The organism is Alkalithermobacter thermoalcaliphilus JW-YL-7 = DSM 7308, assembly GCA_001584565.1.
GTDB classification, from domain to species: domain Bacteria; phylum Bacillota; class Clostridia; order Peptostreptococcales; family Peptostreptococcaceae; genus Alkalithermobacter; species Alkalithermobacter thermoalcaliphilus.
In genome coordinates, this window is record LSFY01000001.1 from 454,405 (window position 1) to 478,452 (window position 24,048).

21 protein-coding genes are annotated in these 24,048 nt (G+C 28.9%); 17 read left to right on the forward strand and 4 right to left on the reverse strand.

Annotation, left to right across the window (positions count from 1 at the left end):
• Positions 1-53 precede the first annotated feature (53 nt).
• From JWYL7_RS02425 to JWYL7_RS02475, 11 genes are all read left to right on the forward strand, one after another.
• Entirely contained in the window at positions 54-461 is a 408-nt protein-coding gene (locus JWYL7_RS02425; protein WP_066068405.1) for an NUDIX domain-containing protein, read from the forward strand.
• 31 nt (positions 462-492) lie between these two features.
• Positions 493-2,502, forward strand: a complete 2,010-nt coding sequence (locus tag JWYL7_RS02430) for an ATP-dependent helicase (RefSeq protein WP_066068408.1) — start codon at positions 493-495, stop codon at positions 2,500-2,502.
• A 65-nt stretch (positions 2,503-2,567) separates the two neighbouring features.
• Entirely contained in the window at positions 2,568-3,386 is an 819-nt protein-coding gene (speD, locus tag JWYL7_RS02435) for an adenosylmethionine decarboxylase (RefSeq protein ID WP_066068411.1), read from the forward strand.
• Positions 3,387-3,496: 110 nt separating this feature from the next.
• Positions 3,497-5,743 (forward strand): ATP-dependent Clp protease ATP-binding subunit, encoded by a 2,247-nt coding sequence (locus tag JWYL7_RS02440; RefSeq protein WP_066068415.1) that lies wholly within the window; start codon positions 3,497-3,499, stop codon positions 5,741-5,743.
• Between the two features lie 82 nt (positions 5,744-5,825).
• Entirely contained in the window at positions 5,826-7,166 is a 1,341-nt protein-coding gene (locus JWYL7_RS02445; protein ID WP_066068418.1) for an FAD-dependent oxidoreductase, read from the forward strand.
• Positions 7,167-7,273: 107 nt separating this feature from the next.
• Positions 7,274-8,128, forward strand: a complete 855-nt coding sequence (locus JWYL7_RS02450; protein WP_066068421.1) for an ABC transporter ATP-binding protein — start codon at positions 7,274-7,276, stop codon at positions 8,126-8,128.
• Positions 8,121-8,846, forward strand: a complete 726-nt coding sequence (locus JWYL7_RS02455; RefSeq protein ID WP_066068423.1) for a fluoroquinolone export ABC transporter permease subunit — start codon at positions 8,121-8,123, stop codon at positions 8,844-8,846. Before JWYL7_RS02450 ends, JWYL7_RS02455 begins: the two co-directional genes overlap by 8 nt.
• A 40-nt stretch (positions 8,847-8,886) precedes the next feature.
• Entirely contained in the window at positions 8,887-9,570 is a 684-nt protein-coding gene (locus tag JWYL7_RS02460; RefSeq protein ID WP_331722102.1) for a hypothetical protein, read from the forward strand.
• A 32-nt stretch (positions 9,571-9,602) separates the two neighbouring features.
• Positions 9,603-10,199, forward strand: coding sequence for a TetR/AcrR family transcriptional regulator (locus JWYL7_RS02465; RefSeq protein ID WP_066068429.1), 597 nt, complete (start codon positions 9,603-9,605; stop codon positions 10,197-10,199).
• Positions 10,200-10,202: 3 nt separating this feature from the next.
• Positions 10,203-11,573 (forward strand): MATE family efflux transporter, encoded by a 1,371-nt coding sequence (locus JWYL7_RS02470; RefSeq protein ID WP_066068432.1) that lies wholly within the window; start codon positions 10,203-10,205, stop codon positions 11,571-11,573.
• 92 nt (positions 11,574-11,665) lie between these two features.
• On the forward strand, positions 11,666-12,898 hold the full coding sequence (locus tag JWYL7_RS02475) for an LL-diaminopimelate aminotransferase (protein WP_066068435.1): 1,233 nt from the start codon (positions 11,666-11,668) through the stop codon (positions 12,896-12,898).
• Positions 12,899-12,913: 15 nt separating this feature from the next.
• On the opposite strand, the gene JWYL7_RS02480 is transcribed toward JWYL7_RS02475, so the two are convergent.
• Together JWYL7_RS02480 and JWYL7_RS02485 are read right to left on the reverse strand one after the other, a co-directional pair.
• A complete protein-coding gene (locus JWYL7_RS02480) occupies positions 12,914-13,234 on the reverse strand; it encodes a rhodanese-like domain-containing protein (protein ID WP_066068438.1) in 321 nt (106 codons plus the stop codon).
• 168 nt (positions 13,235-13,402) lie between these two features.
• Positions 13,403-14,389 (reverse strand): asparaginase, encoded by a 987-nt coding sequence (locus tag JWYL7_RS02485; RefSeq protein WP_066068441.1) that lies wholly within the window; start codon positions 14,387-14,389, stop codon positions 13,403-13,405.
• A gap of 307 nt (positions 14,390-14,696) precedes the next feature.
• On the opposite strand from JWYL7_RS02485, the gene JWYL7_RS02490 reads away from it, so the two are divergent.
• From JWYL7_RS02490 to JWYL7_RS02505, 4 genes are all read left to right on the forward strand, one after another.
• Positions 14,697-15,305, forward strand: a complete 609-nt coding sequence (locus JWYL7_RS02490) for a lactate utilization protein (protein ID WP_066068443.1) — start codon at positions 14,697-14,699, stop codon at positions 15,303-15,305.
• Positions 15,306-15,373: 68 nt separating this feature from the next.
• Complete coding sequence (locus tag JWYL7_RS02495) at positions 15,374-16,525, forward strand: cysteine desulfurase family protein (RefSeq protein WP_066068447.1); 1,152 nt, start codon at positions 15,374-15,376, stop codon at positions 16,523-16,525.
• Positions 16,526-16,529: 4 nt separating this feature from the next.
• Complete coding sequence (gene thiI, locus JWYL7_RS02500) at positions 16,530-17,705, forward strand: tRNA uracil 4-sulfurtransferase ThiI (RefSeq protein WP_066068450.1); 1,176 nt, start codon at positions 16,530-16,532, stop codon at positions 17,703-17,705.
• Positions 17,705-18,049, forward strand: a complete 345-nt coding sequence (locus JWYL7_RS02505; RefSeq protein WP_066068453.1) for a phage holin family protein — start codon at positions 17,705-17,707, stop codon at positions 18,047-18,049. The genes thiI and JWYL7_RS02505 overlap by 1 nt, the downstream gene beginning before the upstream one ends.
• 14 nt (positions 18,050-18,063) lie before the next feature.
• Here JWYL7_RS02505 and pflA read toward each other — a convergent pair whose 3' ends face one another.
• Together pflA and pflB are read right to left on the reverse strand one after the other, a co-directional pair.
• Positions 18,064-18,807 carry a pyruvate formate-lyase-activating protein gene (gene pflA / locus JWYL7_RS02510; RefSeq protein WP_066068455.1) on the reverse strand — a complete coding sequence of 248 codons (744 nt, stop codon included), beginning with the start codon at positions 18,805-18,807 and terminating at the stop codon, positions 18,064-18,066.
• Between the two features lie 34 nt (positions 18,808-18,841).
• Entirely contained in the window at positions 18,842-21,070 is a 2,229-nt protein-coding gene (gene pflB / locus JWYL7_RS02515; RefSeq protein WP_066068457.1) for a formate C-acetyltransferase, read from the reverse strand.
• Positions 21,071-21,284: 214 nt separating this feature from the next.
• On the opposite strand from pflB, the gene JWYL7_RS02520 reads away from it, so the two are divergent.
• Together JWYL7_RS02520 and JWYL7_RS02525 are read left to right on the forward strand one after the other, a co-directional pair.
• Positions 21,285-22,874: a DEAD/DEAH box helicase gene (locus JWYL7_RS02520; RefSeq protein ID WP_066068460.1), complete on the forward strand. Its 1,590-nt coding sequence runs from the start codon at positions 21,285-21,287 to the stop codon at positions 22,872-22,874.
• A 134-nt stretch (positions 22,875-23,008) separates the two neighbouring features.
• Positions 23,009-23,962 (forward strand): L-threonine 3-dehydrogenase, encoded by a 954-nt coding sequence (locus tag JWYL7_RS02525; protein WP_066068463.1) that lies wholly within the window; start codon positions 23,009-23,011, stop codon positions 23,960-23,962.
• Positions 23,963-24,048 lie beyond the last annotated feature (86 nt).

The window sequence follows — 24,048 nt, forward strand, 5'->3', positions numbered from 1 at the left end:
TATTATAATATTAACATGACTTATTATATCACACTAAAAATGGAGTGAGACAAGTGTTTGTTATTTTGATAAAAACTTTAATATTTAAAGAAAACGAAGTTTTATTAATTAAAAGATCAAATAGTAATTTTGCATCTTACAAATGGGATCTACCTGGGGGTAAATTAGAATTTAAGGAAGATCCTATAGACTGTTTAAAAAGAGAAGTATTAGAGGAAACGGGAATAGATATAGAAATATTAGATATAGCTTCAGTAGATACTTCGTTTGAGATCGATAAAATACAATACATAAGCTTGATATATGAAGCTAAATATTTAAAAGGAGATATAACTTTAAGTTGTGAACATGAAGATTATATATGGATAAATCCAAAACAAGCATTAGATATGGATCTTGTATATTATACTAAAAATGCCTTAAAGTCTCATATAAAAAGAAAAGAAAGATTAATGATATAAATTTGTGATATTATATTATAGGTGATTAAAAATGAGTTTTAATTTAAATGAAAAACAGTTACAAGCCATAAATCATATAGATGGACCGTGCATAGTTTTAGCAGGCCCAGGATCAGGCAAAACAAATGTTATTACACATAGAATATTAAATTTAGTAGAAAATAAAAATATAAACCCTTTAAATATATTAGCTATAAGTTTTACAAAAGCTTCAGCAGTAGAAATGAAAGAAAAAACAATTAGATTATCTAAAACAAATGCTGTTAGTAAAGTCAATTTTGGAACATTTCACTCAGTATTTTTTAATATTCTAAGAACTTTCAAAAAGTATACAATGGAAAATGTATTAGACGAAAAAGAAAAAAAATACATTTTTAAAAATATACTAAAAACTTGCCAGATAGAAAACTGTGAAGATGACGATTTTATATTTTCTGTAATGTCTGAAGTGTCTTTCGTAAAAAATGACCTTGCAAATTTAGAAGACTTTAAATCTAACAATTTGTCTAAACAAGAATTTGTAAGGGTCTACAATATGTATGAAAAATACAAGCTAGATATGAAAAAAATAGATTTTGATGACATGTTACTTTATACTTACGATTTTTTAAAAAATGATAAGTACGCGCTAGATATTATAAAAAATAAATATAAATACATACTAATAGATGAATTTCAAGATATAAATAAAGTTCAATTTGAAGTATTAAAAATTATAACAAACAAGGAAAAAAATATATTCGTTGTAGGAGATGAAGATCAATCTATATATGGATTTAGAGGATCGAAACCAGATTTTTTATTTGAATTTGAAAGATATTTTCATCCAACAAAAAAAATAATACTAGACATAAACTACAGATGTACAAGTGAAATAATAAAGGCTTCAAATAAATTAATTTGTAATAATCAAAAAAGATATCAAAAGCATATAAAACCAGTAAAGCAAAGTCATAAGCCTATAATATTTCAAACTTATACTGATTCTGAACAAGAAGCAAAAAAGATAGCAAATATTATAAAAGAAAAAATCAAAAATGAGGAAACATCTTTTTTAGATTTTGCTGTTATATACAGAACAAATATGCAATCAAGAGCAATAATAGATGTGTTTATGGATATGAATATCCCTTTTGTTGTAAAAGATTCTATAGTTACTATATATGATCATTGGATATCAAAGGATATAATATCTTATTTGAAACTTGCACTAAATATAAATTTAAAAGAAGAATTTTCAAGGATAATAAATAGGCCTTTTAGATATATATCAAAAGAAAGTATAAAAAAAGCTTTAGAAAATAATAATTTTATAGATAGCATAAAAAAAGATTTACAGCCATGGCAGTTAAAGACCGTAGAAGATTTAGAAATAGACATAAATTATATGAAATTTTTATCACCTAAAGAAGCAATATCATATATAAGAACAAATCTAGAGTATGATAGATACATAATAGATTATTGCTTAAATAGAAAAATAAGTAATGTGTCTTTATTTGAAATATTAGATGAAATTGAAAGTTCATCAGAAAATTTTAAAACAATTAATGAGTATTTAGATCACATAGAAAAAGTAAAGCAAGAATTGTCTATTAAAAATAGCAAAGATGATGATAGGGTAATTTTGACTACAATACATAGTGCAAAAGGATTAGAATTTAAATATGTGTTTATAATCGGAGCTATAGAAGGTGTTATGCCTCATGAAAAATCATTAGAAGATGATGAGCTTATAGAGGAAGAAAGAAGACTTTTTTATGTAGCAATGACTAGGGCAAAAGATGAATTATACATATCATCATTAAAAAGTAGATATGGAAAAAAAGTATATGTATCTAGATTTATAGAAGAAATTTCTGAATTATTATCTTCAGATAGGGTATGTATAAAAAAAGGAGATATTATATATCACAATATATTTAAAGTAGGAAAAGTAATAGACAAAAAAGAAAATATTATAACGGTAAAATTTGAAAATGAGTTAAAAAATTTAGATTACAATATTTGTTTAGATAACAATATAATACAAAAGTTATAACAAATGATATAATGGTTATAATAAAACTAATATTGAATACTTTAAAATGAAATGGGGAATGAAGATTGGAAAAGTTAAAAGAAAACAAACTAAAACTTTATGGTTTTAATAATTTGACCAAATCTTTAAGTTTTAATATCTATGATATATGCTATACAAAGACTGAAGAAGACAGAAAAAAATATATAGAATATATAGACGAGCAGTATAACTCAGAAAGACTTACGAATATACTAAAAAATGTAACAGAAATTATAGGAGCAAGTGTTCTTAATATAGCAAAACAAGACTATGATCCTCAGGGAGCAAGTGTAACTATACTAATATCAGAGGAAGAAGTTCCTTTGTATGTCTTAGATACATCGTGTAATAGGGGGATAATAACTCCAACTAGAGAGAATATAGTAGGACACTTAGATAAAAGCCATATAACAGTTCACACTTATCCAGAAACTCATCCTCAAAATGAAATAAGTACTTTTAGAGTAGACATAGACGTATCAACATGTGGAACGATATCTCCTCTTAAGGCTTTAAATTATTTAATAGACAGTTTTGATTCAGACATTATAACAATAGATTATAGAGTTAGAGGTTTCACGAGAGATGTCGATGGTAAAAAGCATTTTATAGATCATGAAATTAATTCTATTCAGAATTATATCTCTAAGGAAACAATAAACAGATACAATTTAATAGATATGAATATATATCAGTCAAATGTATTCCATACAAAGATGAAAGTAAAGGATATACATTTAGATAACTATCTATTTGAGAAAAATGAAGAAGATTTGAGTAAACAAGAAAAAGAAAATATAATTCAAATGCTAGATAAAGAGATGACAGAAATATTTTATGGAATAAACACTCCGAGTATATAGAAAAGGCCTCTTTAACAAAACCATATTAAAGAGGCTTTTCCTTTGTTACGAATTTATGGTAAATTATAATATAATATGTAATTATTACTACACAAATGGAGATGATCGGTATGAAAAAATGTTCAGTTTGCAACAAGAATATAGCAATAGCATTTGTGTCTAAGATTGAAAATGGAAAAACAGAGATGAAAGGTATATGTATAGAATGTGCTAAAAAATTGGGTCTTCCAATTATGGATCAGATTTTAGAGCAAACAGGCATGTCTGAAGAAGATATTGAAAGTTTAGCTAAAGATATGAGTGCATCGTTTGAAGAAAGTGAGTTTGATGAAGAAATTGAAGATGATTTATTCAATAATTTATTAGGAAATCTAAGAGGTCTTTATAAAAATGAAAAAGAGACAAAATCAAGCATAAATGAAAAATCAAGTGTAAAGAAACAAGAAAAAGAAAAAAAGAATAAGTATTTAGAAATGTATGGAACGAATCTTATAGAAAAAGCTAAAAATAATGAAATAGATAATGTAATAGGAAGAGAAAAGGAAATAGAAAGAGTAATACAAATTTTAAATAGAAGAAATAAAAACAATCCAATATTATTAGGGGAACCTGGAGTTGGAAAAACTGCAATAGCTGAAGGATTAGCACTAAAAGTAGTACAAAAACAAGTTCCACCTAAATTATATGATGCAAAAATATATCTTTTAGATTTGACAGCAATAGTTGCAGGAACTCAATTTAGAGGGCAGTTTGAAGGAAGAATGAAATCAATAATAAAAGAAGCACAAGAAAGTAAAAATGTAATTTTAGTTATAGATGAAGTCCATAATATAATGGGAGCAGGAGAGGTACATGGCGGAGTTATGAATGCAGCTAATATATTAAAGCCTGCATTAGCTAGAGGAGAAATACAAATAATTGGCGCGACAACTTTAGAAGAATATAGAAAACACATAGAAAAAGATGCAGCACTTGAAAGAAGATTTCAGCCAGTTAAAGTTAAAGAGCCGAATATAGAAGAAAGTATAGAAATATTAAAAGGAATAAGAAAATACTATGAAGATTTTCATAAAGTTAAAATATCAGATGAAGTAATAGAAGCTTCAGTAAAGCTTTCACAAAGGTACATACAAGATAGATATTTGCCTGATAAAGCTATAGATATAATAGATGAAGCAGGGTCTAAAGTAAACTTGGCAAATAAATACCTTATAGAAATACAAAATCTTAAAGAAGATCTTGAAAATATACAAAATATGAAAGAACAAGCAGCTATAAATAATGATTATGAAGCAGCTGCTAGATATAAGATGAAAGAATGTGAATTAAAAGATAAAATAAAAGCTCTTGAAGACAAAGCAGTAAATGTAGAAGTTACAATAGAAGATGTAGCATCTGTAATAGAGTCTTGGACAAAAATTCCTGTTAAGAAAATAACTCAGCAAGAAGCAGAAAAGTTATTAAACTTAGAAGAAATATTACATAATCATGTAATAGGACAGCATAAGGCTGTAGAAAGTGTAGCAAAAGCTATAAGAAGAAATCGTTCAGGATTTAGAAAAAAGAAAAAACCATCTTCTTTTATATTTGTAGGTCCTACAGGCGTTGGAAAAACACAATTAGTTAAAGCATTAGCTAAAGAGTTATTTGGAACTGAAGAAGCTATGATATCTATAGATATGTCTGAGTATATGGAAAAACATACAGTATCAAAACTTATAGGTGCTCCTCCTGGATATGTTGGATATGATGAAGGAGGTCAACTTACAGAAAAAGTAAGAAGAAGACCATATTCAGTAATATTATTAGATGAAATAGAAAAAGCACATCCAGATGTATTTAATATGTTACTTCAAGTATTAGAAGAAGGAAGACTTACAGATTCTCAGGGAAGAACTGTGAGTTTTGAAAATACAATTATTATAATGACATCTAATGCTGGAAGTAGTGTAAAATCTAATACAATAGGGTTTAGTAAAGATAATTATGAAACATTAGAAAACAAAGCAAAAAATGCATTAAAGGAAATTTTCAGACCTGAGTTTTTAAATAGGGTAGATGATATTATAGTATTTACTAGTTTAACTCGAAAGCAGCTAAGAAAAATTATAGATCTTATGCTAAAAGAGGTTGAAGATGAAGTTAAAGAAAAGGGAATGGAAATAGAAATATCTGATGAAGTTAAAGAGTTTGTTTTAGATAAAGGATATGATGAAAAATACGGAGCAAGACCTTTAAGAAAAGCTATACAAAGATATATAGAAGATGAAATAGCAGAAAAATATCTACAAAACAAGTTTAAAGAAGGTGATACTATAAAGGTATCTCTTCAAGATGGAAAAGTTATAGTAAGCTAGATTAGCAAAGCCTCCTTAATGTTTGAGTTATCTTAGATTGGGTATTATATATATAGGTAATTCAAACTAAGGAGGTTTTATTATGAAAGTAACTATTATAGGCTGTACACATGCTGGTACTGCTGCTATATTAAATATAAACAAACTATATCCAAATGCACAAATAACTGTATATGAAAAAAATGATACTATATCTTTTTTGTCATGTGGTATTGCACTTTATGTAGGAGGAATAGTTAAAGATCCCAAAAAACTCTTTTATTCATCTCCAGAGCATCTTCAAAGCATAGGAGTAAATACGAAAATGTCTCATGAAGTAATAGACGTAGATATAGATAACAAAAAAATTAAAGCAAAAGATTTAAAAACAAATGAGGAAGTTGAAGATACATTTGATAAACTTATTATAACGACAGGTTCATGGCCTATAGTTCCTAATATAGAAGGAATAGATATGAAAAATATAGTTTTATCTAAAAATTACTATCATTCTAATGATATAATAAAAAAATCAAAGGATGCTAAAAATGTAGTTGTGGTAGGAGCTGGATATATAGGTGTAGAGCTTGTAGAGGCATTTGAAATGAATGGAAAAAATGTTACATTAATAGACACACAAGATAGAATATTAAGTAAATACTTAGATAAAGAATATACAGATATGGCTGAAAGTGCATTAAAAGATAAAGGAATAAAATTAGCTTTAGGAGAAACTGTAACTAAGTTTGAAGGTAAAGATGGAAAAGTTACAAAAGTTATAACAGATAAGGGAGAGCATAGTGCAGATCTTGTTATACTTTGTATAGGATTTAGACCTAATACAATCTTATTTAAAGATAAAGTTCAAATGCTACCGAATGGAGCTATAATAGTGGATGAATATATGAGAACTAGTAAAGAAGATGTCTATGCAGCTGGAGATTGCTGTAGTGTTATATATAATCCTACAGGAACTCATGAATACATTCCACTTGCTACAAATGCTGTTAGAATGGGAACTTTAGTAGCGAAAAATTTAGTAAGGCCTACTACTAAATATATGGGAACTCAAGGAACATCAGGTATTAAGATTTATGATTACAATATAGCATCAACAGGAATTACAGAAAACTATGCAAAAGAGCGTGGAATGAATGTAGAATCTGTAGTTGTAACTGATAATTATAGACCAGAATTTATGCCAACTTATGATGAAGCGAAATTAAAAGTAGTATACGAAGAAGGATCTAGAAGAATTGTAGGAGCACAAATAATATCAAAAGCTGATTTAACTCAGTCTATAAATACTATATCAGTTTGTATACAAAATAATATGACTATAGATGAGCTTGCATTTGTAGACTTTTTCTTTCAACCTCACTATAATAAACCTTGGAATCTACTAAATCTAGCTGGATTAAGTGCAAATGAGAAGACCTTATAGGTCTTCTTTTTTGCATATAGACTTACCTATTGACATAAAATCAAATATGACATAATATAGACTTATCAGTCTAGACTAGTTAGTCTAAAAGAGTGGAAGGGAATAAGATGTTTATAGTAGAGGATTTAACATTTAAATATCCAAAGAATAAAGAAAACACAATAAAGGGTATTACTTTCGAAATTAGAAAAGGAGAAATTTTTGGACTTTTAGGCCCAAGTGGTGTTGGAAAGAGTACAACACAAAAAATACTAACTAAGCTTTTAGATAATTATCAAGGAAAAGTTTTGTATAATAACAAAGATTTAAAGTCTTATGGAAAAGAGTTTTATGAAGAAATTGGTGTAGGTTTTGAAATGCCAGTTCATTTTTCTAAACTTACAGCTTATGAAAACCTAAACTTTTTTAAAATGCTTTATAAATCACATAGCGATATAGATATGCTTTTGAAAATGGTAGGACTTTACGAAGATAAAGACAAAAAAGTTGGAGAATTTTCAAAAGGAATGAAAGCTAGATTAAACTTTGTAAGAGCTCTTATAAATAATCCTAAGATTTTATTTTTAGATGAACCTACGAATGGATTAGATCCTAAAAATGCAAGGATAGTAAAAGATATGATAAAAGATTTTAAAAACAGTGGAGGAACTGTTATACTTACTACACATTTAATGAATGATGTAGATGAGCTTTGTGATAAAGTAGCATTTATGGCTGATGGGAAAATAGCAGAGATAGATACCCCTAAAAATTTAAAGTTAAAATATGGTCAGAGAAAATTGGATATAGAATATATACAATCTAATGAATTGATAAAAAGAGTGTTTAGCCTTGATAATTTGGGGAAAAACGAAGAATTTATAAATATAATAAAACATAATGAGATAGTCACAATACACAGCAGAGAAACTACTTTAGATGATATATTTATAAAAATAACAGGAGTTGAGAAAAATGAATAACTTGATAATATTATTCAAAGGCGAGATATATAGAATGAAAAGATATAATATTCTTACCGCTAGTGTCTTGGTTTCGTTGATTTGGATAGGATTTTTACATTTTACAAAAGTTGAAAATGTAAGTAATATATTTCCCCTTTTTATCTATTTAGATGTAACATCTATGAGTATTCTAATGATTGGTGTTACAATGTTTTTTGAAAAACAGGAAGGAACATTAAAAAGTTTATTGGTTTGTCCTATAAATAAGGTTGAATATATACTAGCAAAATCTTTTGCAAATATTTCTTCAAATATAATAACCTTATTTGTTTTATATTCATATTGCAAACTATTTAAAGAAATAGATATTAATATAGGTAGTTTATTAGTATCAATTATACTTATTAGTTTTTTACACTCATTAATAGGGTTTATCTTAACTTATTACAGTAAAGATTTTACTCAACTTTTAGTAGGAATGATGAAATATGCTTTTATATTTATGATTCCAGTACTTCTTGAAGAAGTAGGTCTAATTAAGGGTGAGGTAATAAAGAAAATTTTATATATTATTCCAACAAAGGCAGCTATGGTTTTGTTAAAAGCTTCGAGTGGTTTATCTGAAAGTTTTGAAGTAGTCATATCTTATATATATTTGATTGTAGTAGGAGCTATTTTGTATATGATAGTTTTGAAAAAATTTGATGAATTTTCTATAAAGGAAAGTGGTGTTTAACATGTACCTAAATTTTATAAAGAGTGAATTTAAAAAATATATGAGGGATCCTTTAATGACATTTATGCTTTTTTATCCAATTGTATTTGGTTTAATAGGAAGATATTTTCTTCCGTGGACTTTAGAAAATAGAGGTTTAAATATAAATATTTATGCAGACTTAATAATTGTTATATTAACACTTTTCATTCCTGAAATTTATGGAGCCTTAGTAGGTTTTTCTATACTAGACGATAGAGATGATAATATTTTAATGTCAGTAAAAGTTACCCCACTCAATATCCATAGATTTTTAGCGTTTAGGTTAGTAATAGTATTTATCTTAAGTTTTTTAGGATGTATTTATGTTATGAAATTTTCTGACATAGGCAATTTAATTTTTAAAGACATAGTTTATATATCGTTTTTAGCTTCACTATCAGCTCCTATGATAGGGCTTTTGATAAATTTATTTTCTAAAAACAAGATTGAAGGGTTTGCTGTAATGAAAGGGTTAGGAACACTAATAGTTTTTCCTATTATATCGTTATTTTTTATAGATAAAAGAGAATTGTTTTTTTCTTTTGTTCCAGCATTTTATCCGGCAAAGGCTATAAGTAGTATAATAAGAGGAGATGGATCGTTATATTTAACATATAATCAGTATTATTTTATAGGTCTTGTGTATGTTATACTATTAAATATAATCGTATATAAATTATTTATACAAAAGCTAAAAGTGTAATAAACATAAAGATTAAGTAAAGAGGTGATTTTTTGAGCGACAAATCTTTTGAAAAAAGAGATGAACTAATAAAGGTAGCTATAGATGAGTTTGGGGAAAATGGGTATGATAAAGCCTCTTTAAATAATATATTAAAAAAAGCTAACATAAGTAAGGGTACTTTCTATTACCACTTTAAGAATAAAGAAGAATTATATATTTATTTAGTTGAGATGTTAATACAAGAAAAAAAGAAATTTTTTATAGAAAATGTGGATGCTAATGTTTTTGCAAAGGATATATTTACGATATTTATAGAACTAGGAAAAGCAGGTATAAAGTTTGCTAAAGAAAATCCAAGCATAAGCAAATTTTCAGAAAGTTTTATTAGAGAAAAAGGAAACAGTATATATAACAAGGTCACAAAAAGGTTTAATTTTCAAAATGATGACTACATGAATGCTCTAATAGAAGCTTCTTATGAAAGAGGGGAGATTAGAGATGATCTTCCAAAGGAATTTGTCAAAAATGTAATTTCTTATTTATTTACTAATATAACAGAAATAGTAAAGTTAGAAAAAATAACTGATTATGAAGAGGCTATAAACAATTTGATAAAGTTTTTAAAAGATGGTCTTTCAAGTAGTTAGGGGGTGAATAGTTTGTTGACAGAGGGGAGTATATTTAAAGCACTTATAAAATTAGCTCTTCCTATAATGGGGACATCATTTCTTCAGATGGCATATAACATGACTGATATGATATGGATAGGCAAGATAGGAAGTAGACATGTTGCAGCTGTAGGTGCTGCAGGATTTTTTGTATGGTTTTCAATGGCTCTTATAATGATATCAAAAACAGGTACAGAAATTTTAGTAGCTCAAAGTGTAGGAAAAGAAGATATAGACTCTGCAAAAGGTTATACAAATACAGGGATACAACTTAATTTAGCCCTATCAATAACTTATAGTATCTTTATCATTTTATTTAGAAAACACCTTATAAGCTTTTTCAATATGGGTGATGATGGTGTTATACAAATGTCTATTAGTTACTTAACTATAATATCTATGGGAATGATATTTCATTTTATAAACCCTATTTTTACTGGTATTTTCAATGGATATGGAAATAGCAAAACACCATTTACTATAAATGCTATAGGGCTGGTTGTGAATATGATTTTAGATCCATTGCTTATATTTGGAGTAGGACCAATTCCTAGCTTAGGAGTTAAAGGAGCAGCTATTGCTACAATAACAGCACAGTTTATAGTTTCTATGGTATTTATATATAATATAAAAGGGAAAATGGTACTATTTGATGGATTTAATTTGCTAAAAAAAATAGATAAGGATAAGACGAAAAATATAGTAAAACTAGGATTTCCAGTAGCTCTTCAAAGTGGGCTATTTACAATATTTGCAATGCTTATAACTAGAATTATAGCTAATTGGGGTCCTGTACCTGTAGCAGTTCAAAAGGTTGGCTCTCAGATAGAAGCTATTTCATGGATGAGTGCAGGAGGTTTCTCTACTGCATTAAGTTCTTTTATCGGCCAGAATTATGGAGCTAAAAAGTGGGATAGAATTTACAAAGGTTACTTTGCAGCACTATCGATAGTTGGTACTATAGGATTACTTGCAACTGGACTTTTGATATTTGGAGCTAGAAGTATTTTTTCTATATTTATATCTGAACAAGAAGCCTTAAATTATGGAGTTGTATATCTCAAGATTTTAGGATTATCTCAATTTTTTATGTGTATAGAAATAACAACAGCGGGGGCATTCAATGGTCTTGGAAAAACAATACCTCCTTCAATTGTAAGTATAGTATTTACAGGTCTTCGAGTTCCGGCTGCATATATTTTATCATCTGAAAATCTATTGGGATTAGATGGTGTTTGGTGGAGCATTAGTATGAGTAGTGTATTTAAAGGTATTATACTTACGAGTTGGTTTATAATTTTCCTAAGTAAAACTAGCTGTTTTGATTATAAAGGTATTAAAAAAGAGATTTAACACATGTTAGATCTCTTTTTTTGTCTTAAATTCACAAACAATCTAAAACATGAATACTATATATTAGTTAATCAAAAGGAAAGGGGGATATTATGGATTTTATTGGTGAAAAGATAGCGAATAGAATGGGAGGAAAGGATTTTGATCCTTCAAAAAAAAGTTACAAGTTTATGAGTATAAAAAAGGCAAAAACTGATCTAAAAGAAAAATACCCTAACGCAGATATTATAGACTTAGGAGTTGGAGAACCAGATATACAGGCAGATTCACAAGTAGTAAATACATTATCACTAGAAGCAGGAAAAAAAGAAAATAGATGGTATGCAGATAATGGAATACAAGAATTTAAAGATGCTGCTGTTAAATATTTAGAGAATGTATATGGAATATCTAATTTAGATCCAAAAACAGAAGTTATGCATGGAATAGGGTCAAAATCTATATTATCGATGATTCCTCTTTGTTTTATAAATCCAGGAGATATAACATTAACTACAGTTCCTGGATATCCTGTTATAGCAAATCATACTAGATATTTAGGTGGATATGTATATAATTTGCCTTTATACAAAGAAAATAATTACTATCCTGACTTTACTAGTATTCCACAGGATATATTAAAAAAGGCTAAACTTTTATATATAAATTATCCAAATAACCCTACAGGACAAATTGCAAGTGAACAGTTTTATAAAGAAGTTATAGAATTTGCATACAAAAATGATATTCTTGTAGTATCAGATGCTTCGTATAGTGCATTAGTATTTGATAATAATAAACCTTTTAGTTTTTTCTGTATAGATGGAGCAAAGGAGGTAGGGGTAGAAATTTACTCACTATCTAAAGCTTTTAATATGACAGGCTGGCGACTTGCTTTTATAGTAGGAAACAAAAGGTTTATAGATGTATACGCAGATATGAAGTCAACTATTGATTCTGGTCAATTTATAGCTATACAAAAAGCAGGAATATGTGCATTAAACAATCCAGATATAACTAAAGAAAATTGTAAAAGATATTCAAGAAGACATGATTTATTAGTTGAGGCACTAAAAGAAGTAGGATTTAAGGTAGAAAAGCCAAAAGCAACTTTTTATTGTTATGCACCAATTCCAATAGGAACAAAATCAGGAGTTGTATTTAAAAACGCTCAAGATGCATCAAATTATATATTAAATAATGCATTTATATCTACAGTTCCGTGGGATGATGCAGGATCTTTTTTAAGATTTAGTGTAACTTTTGAGGCAGATAGTTATGAGGATGAAAAAAGAATAATAAATGAGGTGAAAAATAGATTATTAAAATTAGAGTTAGTATTTTAAATTTAACAATGAGGATTAATTCCCCACTGTTAAATTACCTCTAAATGCTTTCATACCTCCAACTACATTTTTCACTTTAAAACCTGCTTTACTTAAAGCTTTACAAGCAACTACGCTACTTCCGCCGATATAACATACAACAAGAATAGTTTTATCTTTATCAAGTTCTTGGATTTTAAATGGTAAAAGTTTCATAGGAATATTTATAGCTCCTTTTATATGACCTTGTCTGTAGGCGTCTTCATTTCTTATATCTATCAAAATAGCTCCATTTTGAAGCTCTTGTTCAATTTGATCTACAGATATATTTTCGATCTTATTATTAAAATTAAACATAGAAATACACTCCTTTCAAATTTAATATCTATATATTATAATTTTACAATATAAATGAGATATAGTCAACAAAAATACCTTAGTAATTACTAAGGTATTTTTTCATAACACATAGGGCATTATGCACTTTAATAGATTGTAAATCTTTCAAAGAAAGATTTTGTTTTATTAATACACTCCACTTTCAAATATTTCTTTAATTTCTTTAATATTGTTAGTTTTCCCTAAGGCTAGCATTAATTTAATTCTGGCTTTTTGCCCAGGAAGATCATTTCCTAGAATACATCCAAGTTCTACTAAATTTCTGCCTGCACCTGCATATCCATAAGTATCTAAAACACGGCCAGAATGGCATCTAGAAGTTATAACAACAGGAATATTTTTTTCATTAGCATATTTTATTCCATCAAGCATCTTAGGAGGGATATTGCCTCGTCCCATTGCTTCGATTACAATTCCTTTAGCACCAGAATCAACAGAGAATTTTATAAATTTAGAATCCATTCCAATACCGGTTTTTATTAAGTCTACATTAGGTTCCACTTTATCTGTCTTAATACGCTTTTTGCAAGTTATATCTCTATGGAGTATTAAAACGTCGTTATCTACTATACCTAAAGGACCGTAAGATACAGATTTAAAAGTGTTTAATCTTAAAGTATCAGTTTTGGTAACTTCTGAAGCAGCATTAACTTCGTTGTTAAGAACAACCAATACACCTTTTGATCTAGCCTGATCCGATATAGCAGTACAAATTGCAGCAGCTAAATTACTAGGACCATCATAACCAAGTTCAGAACTACTTCTCATAGCTCCTGTTACAACTACTGGCTTGTTAGTATCTACGCATAGATCCAAAAAGAAAGCGGTTTCCTCAAGGCTATCAGTACCGTGAGTTATAACTATTCCATCTATATCTTCTCTTTTTGCAGTTTCATCAACCAATTTCTTAAGATCCATGATTCTTTCAGGAGTCATATGAGGGCCTGGTATTTCGTCAAAATCTATAATTTCAATATGTGCGAATTTATCTATATTTGTTACCATAGACATTATTTGTTCGCCAGAAAGTGTAGGTATAGCAGCTCCTAGTCTAGGGTCTACTGTCATAGATATAGTACCACCTGTAAATATTATAGCTACTTTCTTTTTCATAAAAACCCTCCTTAAAAAGCTATATATTTATATTATATATAACTTTTTAATTATTTTCAAAGAAAAAAAAACTGCCATATGTGGCAGGTTCGCATATAATATGCTTAAAAATCCGTTCAAAAGGGGTATTGGGAATAGAGATTTAATTGAGGTTACCAGGGGGATAACCACTAAACAAATTATAACAAAATCCGACATTTTTTGCAACACTAATTTTGTGAAAAATTTTGTAGAAAATAATTATTTAAATAAAGGAAAATATAATATAATATATCGTGTATACAATTTTAAGGAGGGAGCTTTTACAATGGATAGAGTACATAAAGTTATAGAAAATCTAAAAAAAAGAAAAATAAATGCAAAATTTTTCAAAGATAGACAAGAGTTGATAGATGAAATTATACGTGAGATAGATATACAAGATTTAGTAGCTATTGGTGGATCTATGACTATTGAGCAGTTGAATATATATGATAAATTATTAGATAGAGGAAATAATGTTTTGTGGCATTGGAAGGTTTCTAATGATGAAAAAATGAATGTGTTAAGAAAAGCTATATTTTCAGATGTATATCTAACAAGTACTAATGCATTAACTGAAGATGGAAAAATAGTAAATATAGATGGAGTTGGAAATAGAGTAGCTTCTATGTTTTTTGGACCTAAGAAGGTTATAATGGTATGTGGAATCAATAAAATATGCAAAGATTATGATGAGGCTATAAAAAGGATAAAAGAAATAGCCTGTCCACAAAATGCTAGAAGGCTTCAAAGAAATGTACCTTGCGCAAAATTAGATAAGTGTATGGATTGTACAAGCAGTGAAAGAATGTGTATGGTAACTAGTATAATACAGATGTGTCCTCCTTTAATAGATTTTAAAGTATATATACTAAATGAAGAAATAGGGTATTAACTTTACATATAAAGCCGAATAATATAATATGTTATTTGGTTTGAATAAATTTTTAGTAGGTGATACTTATGGAAATATATTTAGATAATAGTGCAACAACAAAACCATATGATGAGGTTGTAGAAAAGATAGTATATGCCTTAACAAAAGAATATGCAAATCCATCTTCTATACACAGAAAGGGAGTAATTGTAGAAAAACAAATAAAAAATATAAGAAAAGATATAGCTAAAGCCTTGGGTGTAAAAGAAAAAGAAATAATATTTACATCAGGTGGTACTGAAGCTAACAATATGGCTATAAGAGGTATTGCATATGCAAATAAAAAAAGAGGAAACCATATAATAACTACTCAAATAGAACATCCATCATCACTAAATACATTTAAGGATTTAGAAAATGAAGGCTTTGAGATTACATACCTAGATGCAGATAAAAAAGGGGTTATAGACTTTGAACAGTTAAAAAATAGCATAAAGGAAAATACTATCCTCATAAGTGTTATGCATGTAAATAATGAGGTAGGAAGTATTCAGCCTATAGATAAAATAGGGCGATATCTGAAAAACTTAAAAAATAAGATTTATTTTCATGTCGATGCTATTCAGTCGTTTGGAAAAATAGATTTTAAGGTTTCTAAATATAATATAGATTTATTATCAGTAAGCGGACATAAGATACATGGACCGAAAGGAATAGGGTTTATATATATAAACGAAAAAACAAAAATAAAGCCTATTCTAACAGGTGGTGGACAAGAATATGATTTAAGATCCGGAACAGAGAATGTTCCAGGAATATTTGGCCTTTCAGAGGCAGTTAGAATAACTACTTTGAATTTAGAAAACAACATACAAAAAATGAAGAGCTTAAGAAAATTATTGCTTGATGAAATAACAAGCAATATAGACAATATAAAAATAAATTCTCCTGAAGATGGGGTTTGTCATATATTAAATGTTTCGTTCATCGGAACAAAAGGAGAGATATTACTTCATTATTTAGAAGAAGATAATATATATGTATCAACAGGTTCAGCTTGTTCATCTAAGAAAAAGGCAAGTCATGTTTTGACAGCTATGGGGCTTAGTAAAGATGAAATAGAAGGAGCAATAAGATTTAGCTTATCTTGTATGAATACAGAAGAAGAAATAAAAGTTGCTGTACAAAAACTAAAGATAAGAGTAGAAGAAATAAGAAAAATAATAAGTAAGAGGTGATATTTTGTATAATATAGTTATTGCAAGATATGGGGAAATAGGAGTAAAGGGTAAAAATAGATATGTATTTGAAAATAGACTAATAAAAAACATAAAAAATAATCTAAAAGAATTCACAAAACTAAGGGTATATAAGGACCAGGCAAGAATATATATAGATATAGAAGATAATGATTATGAAGAAATCATACAACAAGTAAAGAAAGTGTTTGGAGTAGTATCTGTAAGTCCTGCAACAAAATTAGAAGCAGATTATGACTTATTAAAAAAATCTTGTCTTGAAATGGCAACAGAAAAAGTAGAATTTGAAGGAGCAAAAACTTTTAAAGTAGAATCAAAGAGAACAGACAAAAGATTTAAATTAACATCTCCTCAGATGAGCCAAGATATAGGAGGATATATTTTATCAAATCTAGGAGATAAACTAAAGGTTGATGTAAATAATCCAGATTTTGTAGTATATGCTGAAATGAGAGAAGAAAATGCTATATGCTATGTAGATAAGTTTCAAGGTTATGGAGGATTACCAATAGGAACTAATGGCAAAGCTATGGTATTACTTTCTGGAGGAATAGATAGTCCAGTAGCTGCTTGGCTTGTTGCTAAAAGAGGGGTAGAAATAGAAGCTGTACATTTCCATAGTTATCCTTTTACAAGTGAAAGATCTAAAGAAAAGGTAAAAGATTTAGCAAGAGTATTAGCAAGATATTGTGGGAAGGTAACTATGCATTCTGTAAATTTACTTCCAATTCAAAAGAATATAAATCAAAATTGTCCACAAGAAGAAATGACTATTTTATCTAGAAGGTTTATGATGAGAATTGCTCAAAAGATAGCAAAAGAGAGAAATTGCACAGCTTTAATAACAGGAGAGAGTATAGGTCAGGTAGCATCTCAGACTTTAGAAAGCTTAAATGTTACTAATGCAGTAGTAGATATACCTGTATTTAGACCATGTATAGCTATGGATAAAACAGATATAGTATCTTTAGCTAAGGATATAGGAACATTTGAAATTTCTATAATTCCTGAAGAAGACTGTTGTACAGTATTTTTACCTAAAAATCCAGTAATTAGACCTAAATTAGAAAAAATAGTTGGATCAGAATTAAAATTAGACGTTGAAAGTTTAATAAATGAGGCTATAGAAAATATGGAAAGTGAAAGGATTGAGCCTTAGTGAAAAAATTTATTTCAAGGTGGATAATATCAGCCTTAAGTATATATTTTACTAGCAAGATATTAGGATTTGTGTATGTAGCTGATTTTTCAACAACCTTAGTAGCATCATTTATACTAGGGATTATAAATACATTTATTAAACCGATAATATTTTTCCTTACTATTCCAATAAATTTTCTAACCTTAGGGTTATTCAGTTTTATAATAAATGGATTTATGCTTTACATGGCATCTATAATAGTTGAAGGATTTGATGTTTATGGAATTTTAGGTGCTGTGATAGCATCTATTGTATTGAGTTTATTTAATATGATATTTGTGAATTTATTTGATCTAAAATAGCAAAAAAGAAAGCATTAACATGCTTTCTTTTTTGCTATTAATCCATGTTTTTCAAATATTTTTCTTGCTTTTAACACATCCTCATCAGTAGCTTGTCGGATGCCCTTAAGTGGGTATTCAATTCCTAACTGTTCCCACTTAAAGGATCCTGCAGTATGATAAGGGAGGATTTCAATATTTTCAATATTATTAAGAGAAGATAAAAATTTTGCCAGTTCTTCAAGATGCTCTGGACTATCTGTTATTCCAGGCACTAAAACATATCTAATCCATACAGGGATATTTCTATTAGATAAATGTTTTGCTAAGTTTAAAGTTTTGTCATTGGATACTCCAGTAAGATCTTTACAAATCTTGTTATCTATATGTTTTATATCTAAAAGAACAAGATCAGTATAATCTAAAATAGGGTCAATAACATCTATGTTTACAAATCCTGAGGTGTCTATGGCTGTATGAATATCATTAGCTTTAGCTCTTTTAAGAAGTTCTTTTACAAAATCAGGCTGAAGCATAGGTTCTCCACCAGATACAGTAATTCCGCCACCGGAAGACTTAATAAATGGAAGATATTTTTTTATATCATCTATAAGATATGATACAGTATATTCACTTCCACCATTTACATCCCATGTATCTCTATTATGACAATACTTACATCTTAAAGGGCATCCTTGTAAGAATATTACATACCTTATTCCAGGGCCATCTACTGTACCGAATGTTTCAATTGAATGAACCTTTCCTAATATTTCCATAGAATCACCTCGCTTAATATATTTTAAAAATCAATTATATTTTACCATGGAATGTTCTATTTATTACATCTAGTTGTTGTTCTTTAGTAAGTTTTATAAAGTTAACAGCATATCCAGAAACACGTATTGTAAGTTGAGGATAAAGTTCAGGACGCTCCATTGCATCAATTAAAGTTTCTTTATCTAAAACATTTACATTTATATGATGTCCCATTTGAATAAAGTATCCATCAAGCAAAGATGTAAGGTTATTAATTCTTTCTTCCATCGATTTACCTAAAGAGCTTGGTACAACTGTAAATGTATAAGATATACCGTCTTGAGAGTGTTCGTATGGAAGTTTAGCAACTGAAGACATAGAAGCTAAGCAGCCTTTTGTATCTCTTCCGTGCATTGGGTTAGCACCAGGAGCAAATGGTTCGCCAGCTTTTCTTCCGTCAGGAGTATTTCCAGTTTTCTTACCATAAACAACATTTGAAGTTATTGTAAGAACAGATTGAGTCGGTATAGAGTTTCTATAAGTTTTATTTTTTCTTATTTTATTCATGAATAATTCAACTAGGTCAGTTGCTATTTTATCAACAGCTTCATCGTTATTTCCAAACTTAGGATAATCTCCCTCTATTTCAAAGTCTACAACCATTCCATCTTCATCTCTTATAGTTTTAACTTTAGCATATTTTATAGCAGATAAAGAGTCTGCACATACAGAAAGTCCAGCCATACCACAAGCTAATGTTCTAACTACATCTCTATCATGTAAAGCCATTTGGATTTTTTCATAGCAATATTTATCATGCATATAGTGTATAACGTTTAGAGTATTTACGTAAAGACTAGCAAGCCATTCAAGGCATTGATCAAATCTTTCCATTACTTCATCATAATCTAAATACTCAGATGTAATAGGAGCAAATTTAGGACCAACTTGCATCTTAGTTTTTTCATCTTTACCACCATTTATAGCGTAAAGAAGTGCTTTAGGTAGATTACATCTAGCACCAAAGAATTGCATTTGCTTACCGATTTTCATTGCAGATACACAGCAAGCTATTCCGTAATCATCTCCCCAGTATGGTTTCATAAGATCATCATTTTCATATTGAATAGAACTTGTATCTATTGAAACCTTAGCACAGAACTTTTTAAAGTTTTCTGGTAGATGAACAGACCAAAGAACAGTTAAGTTTGGTTCTGGAGCAGGGCCTAAGTTGTATAGTGTATTAAGTATTCTAAATGAGTTTTTAGTAACTAAAGATCTTCCATCTAAAGTCATACCGCCTATACATTCAGTTACCCAAGTAGGATCTCCAGAGAAAAGCTCGTTGTATTCAGGAGTTCTTAAAAATCTAACCATTCTAAGTTTCATAACAAAGTGATCCATAAGTTCTTGAGCTTGCTCTTCAGTTAAAGTTCCATTTTTTAAATCTCTTTCAATATATATATCAAGGAAAGTAGATACTCTACCTAAGCTCATAGCAGCTCCGTTTTGTTCTTTTACTGCTGCAAGGTAAGCAAAATAAGTCCATTGTATAGCTTCGTGAGCATTAGTAGCTGGCTTAGATATATCATATCCATAAGATAAAGCCATTTCTTTTAATTCATGTAAAGCTTTTATTTGATCAGCTAACTCTTCTCTTAGTCTGATAGTATCTTCATCCATTACATTTAGTTCTAAAGATTTAAGTTGATCGTGTTTATCTTCTATTAATCTATCAACCCCGTAAAGAGCAACTCTTCTATAATCTCCTATTATTCTTCCTCTACCATAAGCATCAGGAAGACCAGTTATTATTCCAGATTTTCTAGCAGCTCTCATCTCAGGAGTATATACATCAAAAACACCTTCGTTGTGAGTTTTTCTATATTTTGTAAATATTTCACTAATAGAAGGATCAAGATCATACCCATAAGCTTCACAAGATGTTTCAACCATTCTTATTCCACCAAAAGGCATGATAGCTCTTTTAAGAGGAGCATCAGTTTGAAGACCAACTATTTTTTCTAAATCTTTATCTATATAACCAGGTTTATGTGAAGTTATACCTGAAATAATTTTTGTATCTACATCAAGAGTTCCACCATTAGAAACTTCTTTCTTCATTAAATTGGAAACATTATCCCAAAGTTTTTTAGTATTGTCAGTAGGGCCACAAAGGAAAGAGTCATCGCCAGTATATTCAGTGTAGTTAGATAATATAAAGTCTCTAACGTCTATTTCCTTAGTCCACTTACCAAGTTTAAAATTTTCCCAAGCTTTCATATTTAAACCTCCTTTTGTAATATTGTATACAATATATTATATGTATATATTAACATAAAATTTACGCATATTGTATACAATATTACAAAATGTTACAAAAAATTAATATTTTAAATGCGTTATATATTAAATACAAAATAAAAACATTGTAAAAATAAAAGTATAAGGATATAATGGTAGTTACGAGTTTATGAAAGGAAAGTGAAAAACAATTATGGAAAAAATGAGGTTTGAAGATTTAAATTTATCTAATGAGATTTTAAGAGCTATTGCAGATATGGGATTTGAGGAACCATCTCCTATACAGGCACAGGCTATTCCATATATATTGAAAGGAGAAGATGTTATAGGTCAAGCTCAGACAGGAACAGGTAAAACAGCATCATTTGGAATACCTATATTAGAGATGGTAAATCCAAATGAAAATTCTCTCCAAGCGTTAGTATTATGTCCTACTAGAGAGCTTGCAATTCAGGTTTCAGAAGAACTAAGAAAACTTTCAAAATATAAGCATTCAGTTAAGATTTTACCTATATATGGTGGACAACCAATAGAAAGACAAATAAAAGCATTGAAAAAAGGAATTCAAATAGTAATAGGAACTCCAGGACGTGTTATAGACCATATAAATAGAAGAACGCTAAAAATGGAAAATGTTAAGATGGTAATACTAGATGAAGCTGACGAAATGTTGGATATGGGATTTAGAGAAGATATAGAATCTATACTAGAAAAAACTTCAAAAGAAAGGCAGACTATTTTCTTTTCTGCAACTATGCCTAAAGAAATATTAGATCTTACTAAAAAATATCAAAATAATCCACAGCTTGTAAAAGTGGTAAGAAAAGAATTAACTGTACCTAACATAGAGCAATTTTATTTAGAGGTTAAAGAAAAGTCTAAATTAGAAGTTTTATCAAGATTGATAGATATGTACAATCCTAAATTATCAGTAGTATTTTGCAATACTAAAAAAAGAGTTGATGAACTAGTTGGCAATTTACAAGCTCGAGGATATTTTGCTGATGGGCTCCACGGAGATATGAAACAGGCTCAAAGAGATAATGTTATGGCTAAATTTAGAAATGTAACAGTAGAAATATTAGTAGCAACTGATGTTGCTGCAAGAGGGTTAGATATAGATGATGTTGAAGCTGTATTCAACTACGATATGCCTCAAGACGAAGAATATTATGTTCATAGAATAGGAAGAACAGGAAGAGCGGGAAAAACAGGAAGAGCATTTACTTTTGTAGTTGGAAGAGAAATATACAAATTAAAGGATATACAAAGATATACTAAAACTAAAGTTAAATTGCATCAAATACCTTCAATTAGTGATATAGAGGAAATAAAAACTAATTTATTCCTAGATAAAGTTAGATCTGTTTTAGAAGAAGGACATTTAGGAAAATATATATCATGGATAGAAAAGCTTACAGAAGAAGAATATACATCACTAGATGTAGCTGCTGCACTTTTAAAAATTTCAATGGGTGAAAGTTTAAATAAAGAAGATATAAGTATAGAAGAAGAGTTTGAGGATACTGGAGCAGAGCCAGGAATGGTAAGACTTTTTATAAATGTAGGTAAAAAGCAAAAAATATCAGCAAGGGATATAGTAGGAACTATTGCAGGAGAAACTGGAATTGCTGGAAAATTAATTGGAGCAATAGATATTTATGATAAATATACATTTGTTGAGGTTCCTAGAGAGCATGCAAAAGACGTTTTGACAATAATGAAAAACAATAAAATAAAAGGAAATAAAATAAATATAGAACCTGCGAATAAGAAAAGGTAAGAACAATAAAAAACACTCATATGAGTGTTTTTTATCAACTAAAATAAATCAGAAAATTCAAAAAACATTTACAATAAATAATTTAAATAATAAAATTTATATTAACGAGTAAAATGTATAAGGGGGGATAGTTTATGAGAAAAATTTTAGTAACGGGAGCATTGGGCCAGGTAGGATCAGAATTAATTGGTTATTTAAGAAATATTTATGGTGAGAGTAATGTAATTGCTAGTGATATTCATAAAAAAGGGAAAGAGAGCATAATTGAAGGAGGTCCTTTTGAATTATTAGATGTTTTAGATGCAAAAAAAGCATCGGAAATAGTAAAAAAGTACAATGTAGATACTATTATTCATTTAGCAGCGATATTATCTGCAGTTGGAGAAAAAGATCCTGTATTAGCTTGGGATATAAATATGAATGGACTTTATAATATGTTAGAAATCTCAAGAGAAAAAAACCTTTCACTTTTTACTCCAAGTTCAATAGCAGCATTTGGACCTAATACTCCAGCAGATAATACTCCGCAGGATACAATACAAAGACCAACGACTATGTATGGAGTAACAAAAGTTGCAGGGGAGCTTCTTTGTGATTATTATTTCAAAAAGTATGGAGTAGATACTAGAGGAGTTCGATTCCCAGGGCTTATTTCTTATGAAGCATTACCAGGTGGTGGAACTACAGATTATGCAGTACACATATATTATGATGCTATAGAAAAAGGAAAATATAAATGTTATATAGATAAAGGGACATATATGGATATGATGTATATGCCAGATGCACTAAATGCTATAACTACTCTCTTAGAAGCAGATTCATCAAAGTTAATACATAGAAATGCATTTAATATAACAGCTATGAGCTTTGCTCCAGAAGATATAGCAAATGAAATCAAAAATCATATACCAGATTTTGAAATAGAGTATGAAATAGATCCTGTAAGGCAGTCAATTGCACAGTCTTGGCCAAATTCTTTAGATGATACAGCTGCAAGAGATGAGTGGGGATGGAATCCTAAGTATGATTTGTCATCTATGACAAAAGATATGCTTGAAAAATTGAGATTAAAACTTAAAAAATGATACAAAGACCCAAGGTAAAACCTTGGGTCTTTGTAGTAGAATTAGTTGCCCTTTGTGCATATATATTTAGTATGAGCATAAAGGGG